This window comes from Clostridium sp. DMHC 10 (genome assembly GCF_001270375.1).
Lineage (GTDB): Bacteria > Bacillota > Clostridia > Clostridiales > Clostridiaceae > Clostridium_S > Clostridium_S guangxiense.
In genome coordinates, this window is sequence record NZ_LGVB01000015.1 from 2,279,751 (window position 1) to 2,291,921 (window position 12,171).

Genomic DNA, 12,171 nt, shown 5'->3' on the forward strand with positions numbered 1-12,171 from the left:
AGTGTTAATTCGAAATTATGTTTTTTATTATGGAGTTAATGTATACGGACCTTGGATAATTATTTATAAGATTACTAGCATAATTCTTAGCTTTTGCTTTATCTAGATCCTTATAAATAACTGCAAGTTCATACAAAACAGTTTCTTCATAGCTTCCTGCCTTATAATTTGAATCGTACATTGTATAATATTTAATTGCATTTTCTATATCACCTGAATTTTTATATGAAGTTGCCAAAAAATATATTGTATCCTTATATAAATAATTGCTGTTTCCGTATGTATATGCTTTTAAAAAATACTTTTCTGCATTAGCATAGTCGCTTTTTTTAGCATAATCATTGGCTACTCCATAAAAATATACAACCCCATCATTTTGAAGAACTTCTAATGCTTTATTCATTAAAACTTTATCATTTATTCTAATGTCTGCATTTTTAAAGTTATCTTCGTAATAAAATATTTTTTCATAATCCTTATTATTTATGGCATTTTGAAGTTCTGCCGCATCAAACTTATTAGTAGCCTTCACCTCTTTTTTTGCTTTTGCCTTAGTTTGTTTTTTTACAGCTATCTTCTTTGCTTTTTTCACAGAAACTTTACTTATATTTTTAAAGTTTTCATTATATATGTATAAACCTCCAAAGCCAATTAAAACCACAAGTGTAACTGCAGCTGCTAGCTTTAGTAATGATTTAGTTTTAAATTTTGATTTTATAATTCCAATATCCTGAAGCTTTTTCTTTGTTTCCAGCGCCATTTCATTTGATCTGTCTAATTTTAATACCTTTTCTAAATGAATATTAGCTTTATTGTAATCTCCCTGCTTCACAGCGCAAATTGCAATATTATTATTCACATTTATAGAATTATAATCACTTCTTTCACATTTCTCAAGAAGCTCCATCGCTTCATTTATTCTTAGTTTTTCTATGTATTTTAATGCTCTTAAAAAATATTGAAATAACCTTTCATCACTATCAACACCTTGAAGATATTTTTCTGCTGCTTTATCTTTATTAACTTTACAATTAAGCTGCCACACTTTTCTGGCCTCATTTAAGTCTCCCTTTAAATAGAAAATCAATCCTTTAAGGTCTAATGCTCCTTTATTTCTTATATCCTCAGCAATACTTTTATCACAAACTTCAATTGCCTTATCAATCTTTCCATTTTCTAAAAGCGCCAGTGCCCTTTTATAAAGCTTGTTTGATTTATTCATATGATCACCCTTGTTCTATGTATATTAAAATTACCTGTAATATTTAAATCAACTAAAATATTTTTGTACCAATTAATCTTTTATTTAGAGTAGAGAGTACAGTGGTGGTTGATTTTCTTTACTCTTTACTCTTAATCATTATACTTTATATTTCTAAAAGTGTCAGCCAATTATTTTTTATATTTAAAGATTTATCTGACGTAAGGAAGAGAAATCATCATCTACTCTACTCCCTACCCTTTACTCTTCTGAAATTACTTGTACACCTATATCATTTTAGTTTAAAACTTTCATGTGCTTTAATTTTGGCTTGCAAAAAAAAATGGAGCAAACAATACACTGTACCGTTTGCTCCAATATATATATATTTAGTAATATAATGCCTTAATTTAAGCTTTCATTATCAATTCTTTTGCAGTAAGAATTGATGAAGCACTCATTGAGAACTCGTCAAGTCCATACTCTACAAGAGTTGGTATTGCTTTTTCGTCTCCTGCCATTTCACCGCACATTCCACACCATTTTCCTTCTTTATGTGCTGATTCTATAGTCATTTTTATTAACTTTAGAACTGCGGGATGCATTGGATTGTATAAATATGATACTTTTTCATTCATTCTATCTGCTGCAAGTGTATATTGAATTAAATCGTTAGTTCCAATACTAAAGAAATCAACGTATTTTGCAAGTTCTTCTGAATTTACTGCTGCTGCAGGTATTTCAACCATTATTCCTGTTTCAAGTTTTTCATTAAATGGCTTTCCTTCTTTAGTAAGCTCATTCATGCACTCTTTTAAAACTTCTTTTGCTTCAAGGAATTCTTCAAGTGAAGAAATCATTGGGAACATGATTTTTAAGTTTCCATAAACTGAAGCTCTTAAAAGTGCTCTTAATTGAACTTTAAATATATCTTTTCTTCCAAGGCAAAGTCTTATTGCTCTAAAGCCAAGGAAAGGATTCATCTCCTCTGGAAGTGGTAGATATGGTAATTTCTTATCTCCACCTATATCAAGTGTTCTTATAACAACAGGTCTTTTACCCATTTTTTCTACAACATGCTTATATGCTTCAAATTGTTCATCTTCTGTAGGCATTGATTCCCTATCCATGTAAAGAAACTCCGTTCTAAATAAGCCTACTCCGTCTCCTCCATTTGCTAAAACAGCCTCTACATCTTTAGCCTTTCCTATGTTTCCGCAAACCTCTACTCTTTTACCTGCTTTTGTTTTTGTCTCTATATTTATAAGTCTTTTAAGTTCTTCCTGCTTTTTCTCAAATTCCTCTTTTTTAGCAGTATATTCACTTAAAGTGTTTTCATCTGGATTTATTATAGCTTCTCCTTCAATTCCATCAACTATAACTGTATCTCCATTTTTAACTGAAGAAACTATATCTTTTAAACCAACTATAGCTGGTATTTCTAATGTTCTCGCCATTATAGCACTGTGAGAAGTTCTACCTCCTATATTAGTTAGGAATGCAACAACCTTATCTTTATCAAGTTGTGCAGTATCCGAAGGTGTTAAATCATTTGCTACTACAATAGTTCCCTTTTCTATGTCTCCAAGATCTCCTGAACCATTTCCAGTTAAGTTATTAAGTATTCTGTTTCCAACATCCTTTATATCTGCAACTCTTTCTTTAATATATTCGTCTTCTATTCCAGCAAATATATTCATAAAGTTATCAATTACGTCACTTAATGCTTTTTCAGCATTTATTTTCTTATCTTCTATCATAGATTTTGCTTGACCTGCAAATTCAGGATCATCTAGAAGCATTATATGGCTTTCAAATACAGCCGCTTTGTCAGCGCCTAAATCCTTTACAGCTTTTTCCTTTATTTTAGTAAGCTGTTTTCTTGAATCTTCTACAGCAGCTTCAAATCTTGCTTTTTCTTCCTCTATATTAGATATTGTCTTCTCAACTATTTCAACTTCTTTATCAGCCTTTATAAAAATATGTCCTATAGCGTAACCTTTTGATGCCGCTATTCCCTTTTTTATATTATTGGGCATTACAATTCCTCCTTAGATAGCATAAACTTTCACTAATTATATAAGCAAAAAATATGCCAATTGTACTTTAATTTATTATTTTTAATTTAGTTTTTACATGTGAAACCTGTATTTAACATAGGAAATTTTTAATTCAATTAATATTTAAATTGACATACACAATCATAACCTAAATATTTTAATTGATTTCTTGATAATTTTTATCAACAGTTATAATAAAAACTTAACTTACTTATATTTTTTCCAAAACTTTTGTGGATATGTGCTATTTATAGTAGTAAAATATAATTGATAAAAATTATCATACCTTTTAGGAATTATTGATAATTTTTATCATAAAACGTGAAAGGTGATTAGATTATGTTTAAAAATTGCATATCGGTAAATATAAAAAATGGAATTCATACTAGAATTGCAGCTATGATTGTTCACAAAACCTCTCAAATCAAACAAAAATTCAACATCAATTTATACATAAGAAAGATGACGTCAAATGAACCAATCGCCATAAGCATGCTAGCACTTGTTTCGTTAAAAATTCAAGAAAATGAACTTGTAGAATTATCTTGTTTTGAGGACACAAAAAATGGTCAAAGAGCTGTACTTGAATTAAGCAACTATATCACCATAGAATTAAATGATAAAAACAGCTCATTTTCAAATATAGATGCTATAATACAGGAAAACACCATAGCAAATGAACAAATTCTTGAAAACTTACCTGTTGGCATTGTTGTAGTTGATTCAAACTGCAATATTACTTATATGAATAACTATGCATTAAAATATCTAAATAAAAACTTGAATGACGTATTGGGATTTCCTATACAAAATATACTTCCAAATTCAGAACTTCCGATGGTAATGAAAAACAAGGAAAAGGAAATAGGTAAAATATATCATATAAAAAACAACACAATTATTTCAAACAGTTCACCTATAATATCAAAAGATAATGTGATTGGTTCTGTGTCTGTTTTTCAGGATATGTCTGAACTTATTGGTTTAAAAGAGTTAAATGAAAAATTTAAAAAGATACTTGCAACTTCTCATGATTTGATATGTTTTGTAGACGAGCATAGAAAAATAAGCTATATAAACCCTGCTTATAAAACAAATTTTCATATCACTGAAAAGGATATAATAGGAAAAGACTTAATTGAAATTTCTCCTGATGGTTATAGAATGAAGGTTTTCGATTCAAAAAAACCAATAGAAGATGCGCTTATTAATAAACATGATGTAAATATAATGTGTACCGTGGAACCCATTTTTATTGATAATTATTTTAAGGGTGTTATATCCATTTCTAAAACTGTAGATCAAATAAAAGATGTAGCAAAAAAATTAGAACAATCTGAAGAAGAATTAAACTACTATAAGAGTGAACTTATAAGACATACTAAACTAAGTGGTTCTTTTAGCAATATTATTGGCAGCAGCAGTTCCCTTAAGGATACTTTAATTACAGCTGCAAAGGCATCAAATTCAACCTCTACTGTACTAATAAGGGGTGAAAGTGGAACTGGTAAAGAACTTATTGCCAAGGCAATACACACTAATAGTTCAAGAAGAGACAAGCCTTTTGTTAGAGTAAATTGCGCTGCAATACCTGAAAATCTACTAGAAAGTGAGCTTTTTGGATATGAAAAGGGTGCTTTTACAGGTGCTTTTAAAAGTAAACCCGGAAAGCTTAACATAGCTGATACAGGAACTTTATTTTTAGACGAAATTGGTGATATGCCAAAATCAATGCAGGCAAAGCTTCTAAGGGTTATTCAAGAAAGAGAATTTGAAAGCGTTGGAGGTCTTACTACTCAAAAGGTAGACATTAGAATTATTGCTGCTACAAATAGAAATTTAGAAGAAATGATACAAAAAAGAGAATTTAGGGAGGATTTATACTATAGATTGAATGTTATTTCTATATTTTTACCACCTCTAAGAAAAAGAAAAGAGGACATTAACCTTCTTGTAGAATATTTCATAAAAAATATAAGTAAGAAACTTAATAAACCAATAAAAAATATAGATAAAAACTGTATATATTATTTAATAAATTATCAATGGCCTGGAAACATAAGAGAACTTGAAAATGTAATAGAAAGAGCAATAAATATGTGTGACAATGATGTTATAACTTCAAAGGATTTGCCAATATATATATCAAATATTGAACCCGAAACTGATTCTATAACTATTGATGAAAATAATCCTATATTAAAACTTGAAGATTATGAAAAAAAAGTTTTAGAACTTGCAATGAAAAAATACAAAAGTTTTAATAAAGTTGGTAAAGTTCTTGGAATAACTCACAGGACAGTGGCCCTAAAGTGTAAAAAATACAACTTAAATGTAGATAAATAATAATCTTTTTGAACCAAAATATTTTTACACGCATTTTGGTTCAAAAATTTACTTAGCCAACGTATTTAGTTATATCCACATAAACATTGCATTTTGAGAAATATTTATCCGATATTATATCAGACATGCTCTTAACCTCTTCATACCTTTTATCAATCACCAAAAAAAATACTGGACCGGAACTGGTTACTGTAAATATTTTTAAGAATATATCTTTTTTAAATGAATCCTCCATTATATTTTCTATTAATTCCATCAAGCCACTTTCTGGTAATTCATTTCTCATATTCACCAAACTCTTTACACCTATTTTCAAAACAGTCATCTTATATTCATTACTTAAATACTTTTCTATATCACCATTATTTTTATATTGACTTAAAGTTTTTGAATCATAATTCATAAATATATGAGAAACTAAGTTCTCAATCTCCTTTCCAAACTTTAAACGTAATTGACAATTAATATAATATCACATATTTTTACAATTATACAACTATTTAAAGTTCCTTAGAAATTCTTTTTTTCCTTCTTCATAGAGATTGTTTCCCTTTGAATCTATTATCACGATTGCTGGAAAGTTAACTACTTCCAATCTTCTTATTGCTTCAGATCCCAAATCTTCATATGCAATAACTTCGGCTTTAACTATACTTTTTGAAATAAGTGCTGCTGCTCCACCTATAGCTCCAAAATAAACTGCCTTATTCTTAATTATAGAATCTATAACCTCTTTTGATCTAAGTCCTTTTCCTATCATACCTTTTAGTCCAAGATCTAAAAGTCTAGGCGCATATGCATCCATTCTTCCACTTGTAGTCGGTCCAGCTGAACCAATAACATGATTAGGTTTTGCTGGTGTAGGACCGGCATAATAAATAATTTGATTTTTTACATCTATAGGAAGCTTTTTATTTTCATCAAGCAGTTCTACAAGTCTTTTATGTGCAGCATCTCTTGCAGTATATATTACACCATTTATAAGTACTCTATCTCCTATTTTTAATTTTGATATTTCTTCTTCACAAACTGGAGAGTTTATTACAATTTCCATACCATTTCCCCCTATTTATAAAACACTTCAACTATCAAAATTTAAGTGTCCATAATGCCTTAATACATGGCATTTTATTACAATTAAATTTTGGGTCTTAGATGGTTTATCTTATATTATTTCACTCTTATGTCTTGTTACATGACAGCTTATATTAACAGCTACAGGCAATCCGGCAATATGCGTTGGATATGTTTCTATATTTAGACCAAGTGCTGTAGTATTTCCACCAAATCCTTGAGGTCCTATACCAAGTTTATTTATTTTTTCTAACAATTCTTTTTCAAGTTCTGCATACTTCTCATTCTTATTACTTACATCTATGGGTCTCATAAGAGCTTTTTTAGCCAAAAATGCAGCCTTATCAAAGGTTCCTCCTATTCCAACTCCGATTACCATAGGTGGACATGGATTTGGTCCTGCCTCTTCTACAGTTTTAATTATAAAATCTTTTACACCTTCTACACCTTCAGATGGCTTTAACATTTTAATTTTACTCATATTTTCAGAGCCAAAGCCTTTAGGTACAACTGTTATTTTTATTTCGTCACCTTTTACGATATCATAATATACAATAGCTGGAGTATTATCGCCCGTGTTTCCTCTATCTATTGGATCTTTTACTACTGATTTTCTTAGATAGCCTTCTGTGTATCCTTGCCTAACACCTTCATTTACCGCGTCTTCAATTAATTTTCCTGTAACATGGACATTTTGTCCTATTTCTAGGAAAACACACGCCATACCTGTATCTTGGCAAATTGGGACTTGTTCATTCTTAGCTATAGATACATTTTTAATTATTTTCTCAAGCATATCTTTAGCAATAGTCCAATTTTCATTTTCATAGAATTTTTTAAGACTTTTATCTATATCCTCTGGTAAATTATAATTTGCCTCAATACAAAGTCTTTTTACTACCTCTGTTATTTTTTCTGAACTTATTTCTCTCAATTTTTTACCCCAACTTATTTATATATTGGCTTTTACATTTATAACTAATTTAAGTTAAGGGTTTTAACTCGCCTTGCTTGTTAAAAGGCTAACTTTTTCACTTATGTGAAAAGTGAAGGGTTTGACGATGTTTTGCACGTCAAAGGTAAACTTTTTGGCTAAAGCCAAAAAGTTAAGGATAATTTTCCTCTGTTTTACTATGGAAAAAATTTTTAACCTTATTGACATTTATATATAAATTTGGGATGGTTTAAATAAAGCTTTATAAATCTTAGATGATAAATCGTAAAAGTCTTAGAGAATTTAATCTGTTTGAGCGTATGCGAGTTATTAAATTCTCTTAGATTTTTAGGATTTATCGTCTTAGATTTATTAGCTTTATTTAATATCCCAAATCAATATCACCTCGCTAAATTCCAGTTTGTCAATATGTATTTGGGATTAGTTATTTCACCCTTTCAAGTTGTGTATCTATAAAATAAATTCTTAATTTTCCCTTGTTTATTTTAATACAAGCTATTTATTAATACAATGGCTGAAATAAACTTTCATTGTCATGTTCCCTCTCTTGCTAGGCGCAGTAAAAAATCACGCTGAATATTATTTCAACGTGATAATTATAAAAATTAATCATTTTTCTCTTTCAATTCTTTAAGTAAGGCATCTGAAATAAAATAATAAGTCCATGTTGCGAGATAATTTTGTGTAATACGAGGAAACTGGTTCCGTTAATACTTAGGCAATCTTAGCGGGTTCAGTCGACGAAATATTACGCAAAATTAGCCGCTAGACGGCCTTATTATTTTTTTGAAGATGCCTAAATAGCAAAGAAAAAAGTGCTCCATCCCACAAAGATTAGCACCTTTTTCTTACTAAGATATTAATTAACTACTTAAAATATAAAAACCTACGATATTCCATCGCAGGTCAAAAGTGGAGGCGAAGGGAGTCGAACCCTTGTCCGAAACTGGTAACACTTAAGCATCTCCGAGTGCATTCCGTAGTTTTACATTCCCTCCATCAGACGCCTACGGACAGGCTTCTGACTTCAGTAGCTTCATAAATTCCGTTCCTTACTCAAAGCTTTATAAGGCTCGGTTCCCCGCTATCGACGCCAGGTCCTAAGTCGCGGGACTCTTAGGCTGACGTTAGCTGACTACGCAGCTAAAGCTAAATTATTTTCGTTATCGTTTAATTTTTATCCTATAGTTTTTTAACGCGGGTCCACAGGTTCCCTCGACTCGCTTCTTAAATGCAACACAACCCCGTCGAAACCAAAATGCGCCCCCATAATATTTGTTTAGATTGTGATAAACAATAAATTTATCCACAAACTAAAAATAGTATGACACAAATCTGTGAATAATCACAGGGTTTCGTGTTGATAACGAAGAATAAACATATTAAATTTTATTTTATACTGCATTAAAATTATAGCACAAATTTTTATATTTGCAAGTAAGCTTTATAAATTGCAATAAATTTAAATGATTTAAATTTATGCATTGTCACCTGCGGCATGTATTATAATACTCTAACAGCAGCACAATTTCAACATTTACTTTTTGGAAATTTACATAAATTTATCTTACTTTCATACTTCTTTCTATATCACGCTTTGCTGCTTTTTCCCTTAAGGAATCTCTCTTGTCATAATCCTTTTTACCTTTAGCAACTGCAAGTTTCACCTTTACACGTCTATTTTTAAGATACATAGCTATAGGAACAAGAGTATATCCTTGTTGAGCTGTATATCCAATAAGCTTTGTTATCTCAGACTTATGAAGAAGAAGCCTTCTTTTCCTCAAAGGATCTACATTATATATATTTCCCTCTTTGTAAGGACTTATGTGTATATTACAGGCAAAAATTTCACCATTTCTAACTTCAGCATAGCTGTCCTTTAAGTTGGCTCTTCCCCCTCTTATGGACTTAACCTCAGTTCCAACAAGTTCTATACCACATTCATAAGTTTCCTCTATAAAATAATCATGCCAAGCCTTTCTGTTATCCGCCAGAGTATTGTCAGCAGTATTCTTTTTAGGCATAAAATATCACCACGCTTGTAAATAAATTTAAACTACACTTATTATAACACACCAAAGGACAGAGTACAAAGCACAGAGTACAGATGACAATAAAGGTAGATTTATCTTCCTTTCGTCAGATAAATCTATGCCATCATCTCAAGATGGCGTCAGCTATGAGTTCTAAGATTTTCTGTAGTGAAGCGGAAGAAAATACTCCTTCACTGTACTCTGTACTCTATTTTAAGTGTTCTGGTGAAGCTGCTTCGCTTGTTATTGTGTTTTTTCTAACATGATGTATAGCTTCCACTCCGCTTTCTTCAATTTCAACACCTTCGTCTACAATTTCTTCAGACTCTGGGATTGGTTTCATTGCACATAACTGGAAGTATATTTCGTGGGAATCAAGGTCTACTCTTTCTACTCTTATTCTAACCTCATCACCAAGTTTATATATCTTCTTTGTTCTTTCACCTATAAGACTTAGGAACTTTTCATCATAAACGTAATAATCATCTGTAAGAGCACTTATATGGACAAGTCCTTCAACGGTATTTTGAAGTTCAACAAACATTCCAAAACTTGTTACGGAAGATACTATGCCGTCGTACTCCTCTCCAATTCTTTCTGACATATACTCAGCTTTCTTTAAATCATCAACTTCTCTTTCAGCTTCCTGGGCAACTCTCTCCATTTCTGAGGATTGAATTGCTGCATAGTCTACTGTACCTATTAGTTTTTTGCAAGATTTATCATCCAATCTGCCATTTAAGTAATACTTTATAACCCTGTGGATCATTAGGTCTGGATATCTTCTTATTGGGGACGTAAAGTGACAATAGTATCTTGCGGCTAAACCAAAATGTCCCGAGCACTCTGGTGAATACCTTGCCTGTTTTAACGAACGCAAAAGAAGAGTGCTTACAACTGTTTCTTCTTTCTTGCCTTTTACTTTTTCAATAATCTCTTGAAGCTGCTTTGGATGAACCTCCGCACTCCATCTTACTATATAGCCAAGGTTGTGAACAAAATCATTAAACTTCTCAAGCTTTTCACTGTCTGGATCTTCATGTATTCTGTATACAAAAGGGACATTTGCCCAGAAAAAATGCTCTGCTATAGTTTCATTGCAAGCAAGCATAAACTCCTCTATTATTCTATTGGCTACAGCTCTTTCATATGGTTTTATTTCAACTGGCTTTCCTTTTTCATCTAGTATTATTTTGCTTTCCTGAAAATCAAAATCTATTGCTCCTCTTTTAATTCTCTTATTGTATAAAATTTCTGCAAGTTCTTCCATTGCTTTAAAATCTTCATGTAAGTATTCATACTTTTTTATAGTCTCTTCATCTTCGTCTCTAAGTATTTTAGTTACATCTGTGTAGGTCATTCTTTCATTAGTCTTTATTACACTTTCAAATATCTTGTGATCTAGAACTTTTCCTGTATAATCTATTTCCATAAAGCAAGACAAAGCAAGTCTATCAACCTTTGGATTTAAACTGCATATTCCATTAGAAAGCTTTCTTGGAAGCATTGGTATAACTCTATCTATTAAATATACAGAAGTAGCCCTTTTAAGTGCTTCTTTGTCCAGTGGATTGTTTTGGGTAACGTAATTTGAAACATCTGCTATGTGAACTCCAAGTTTAAAGTTACCATTTGGAAGCCTTTCTATGGATACAGCATCGTCAAGATCTTTAGCATCTTCGCCGTCTATTGTAACCATTTTTATGTTTCTTAAATCTTCTCTTCTTTCATACTCTTCCTGTGGTATTTCATCCGGAATATTAGCTGCAAAGGCTTCAACCTTTTCTGGAAACTTCTCTGGAAGCTTAAACTTTTTGATTATAGTTAATATATCAATTCCTGCTTCTCTCTTGTTTCCAAGAACCTCTATTATCTTACCCTCTGGATTCCTTCTTTTCTCTGGCCACAAGGTTATTTCAGCAACAACCACATCTCCAGACTTTGCCGTGCTTTTTTGACTTTTAGGGATAAATATATCCTGAGATATTCTAACATCATCTGCTACAACAAAGCCAAAATTCCTACTATCCTCGTAAACTCCTATGATAGTTTTATTTGCCCTTTCCAGTATTCTTATTATTTCACCTTCACATTTTTTAGTACCTTTTACTTCTCTTGATATTTTTGCTACAACTCTGTCTCCATTTAACGCACCATTCATATAAGAGGACGGTATAAATATATCAGGTAAATCTTCCTCGCAAATTACAAAACCAAATCCTTTTGCATTTCCTTGAAGTTTTCCTATTATAAGTCCCATTCGTTCTGGAACCCCGTAATGGCTGGTTCTATTTTTAACTATGTCTCCATTTCTCTCCATTTCGTTTAGAAGTTTTTTAAAGGATTTGTATTCAACCTTTGATACTCCAAAAACTTCAGATAATTCTTGTATATTACAAGGTTTATACGCCTGTTCTTTCATAAAATCAAGTATATTTTCTCTTAAACTCATTTAATCACCTTCTTACTATATTTTATCATTTTTCTCATATATTATTC

General features: G+C 31.1%; 8 protein-coding genes and 1 other RNA gene. 1 reads left to right on the top strand and 8 read right to left on the bottom strand.

The window, feature by feature from the left end:
• Positions 1–4: 4 nt before the first annotated feature.
• Both AGR56_RS13145 and ptsP read right to left on the bottom strand, forming a co-directional pair.
• On the bottom strand, positions 5–1,222 hold the full coding sequence (locus AGR56_RS13145) for a tetratricopeptide repeat protein (RefSeq protein WP_053242619.1): 1,218 nt from the start codon (positions 1,220–1,222) through the stop codon (positions 5–7).
• Between the two features lie 389 nt (positions 1,223–1,611).
• Positions 1,612–3,240: a phosphoenolpyruvate--protein phosphotransferase gene (ptsP, locus tag AGR56_RS13150; protein WP_157055769.1), complete on the bottom strand. Its 1,629-nt coding sequence runs from the start codon at positions 3,238–3,240 to the stop codon at positions 1,612–1,614.
• Between the two features lie 360 nt (positions 3,241–3,600).
• Between ptsP and AGR56_RS13155 the strand changes: the two genes are divergently transcribed.
• Positions 3,601–5,607, top strand: coding sequence for a sigma 54-interacting transcriptional regulator (locus AGR56_RS13155; protein ID WP_053242620.1), 2,007 nt, complete (start codon positions 3,601–3,603; stop codon positions 5,605–5,607).
• 52 nt (positions 5,608–5,659) lie between these two features.
• Here the strand turns inward: AGR56_RS13155 and AGR56_RS13160 are convergent, their stop codons facing one another.
• From AGR56_RS13160 to rnr, 6 genes are all read right to left on the bottom strand, one after another.
• Positions 5,660–6,010: a hypothetical protein gene (locus AGR56_RS13160; protein WP_053242621.1), complete on the bottom strand. Its 351-nt coding sequence runs from the start codon at positions 6,008–6,010 to the stop codon at positions 5,660–5,662.
• Positions 6,011–6,103: 93 nt separating this feature from the next.
• Positions 6,104–6,661, bottom strand: coding sequence for a Fe-S-containing hydro-lyase (locus tag AGR56_RS13165; protein ID WP_053242622.1), 558 nt, complete (start codon positions 6,659–6,661; stop codon positions 6,104–6,106).
• A gap of 111 nt (positions 6,662–6,772) precedes the next feature.
• Positions 6,773–7,615, bottom strand: a complete 843-nt coding sequence (locus AGR56_RS13170; RefSeq protein WP_053242623.1) for a fumarate hydratase — start codon at positions 7,613–7,615, stop codon at positions 6,773–6,775.
• A gap of 931 nt (positions 7,616–8,546) precedes the next feature.
• Positions 8,547–8,904, bottom strand: a transfer-messenger RNA (tmRNA) gene (gene ssrA / locus AGR56_RS19645).
• Between the two features lie 294 nt (positions 8,905–9,198).
• Positions 9,199–9,663 carry an SsrA-binding protein SmpB gene (smpB, locus tag AGR56_RS13175; protein ID WP_053242624.1) on the bottom strand — a complete coding sequence of 155 codons (465 nt, stop codon included), beginning with the start codon at positions 9,661–9,663 and terminating at the stop codon, positions 9,199–9,201.
• Between the two features lie 217 nt (positions 9,664–9,880).
• Positions 9,881–12,124, bottom strand: coding sequence for a ribonuclease R (gene rnr, locus AGR56_RS13180; RefSeq protein WP_053242625.1), 2,244 nt, complete (start codon positions 12,122–12,124; stop codon positions 9,881–9,883).
• Between the last annotated feature and the right edge of the window lie 47 nt (positions 12,125–12,171).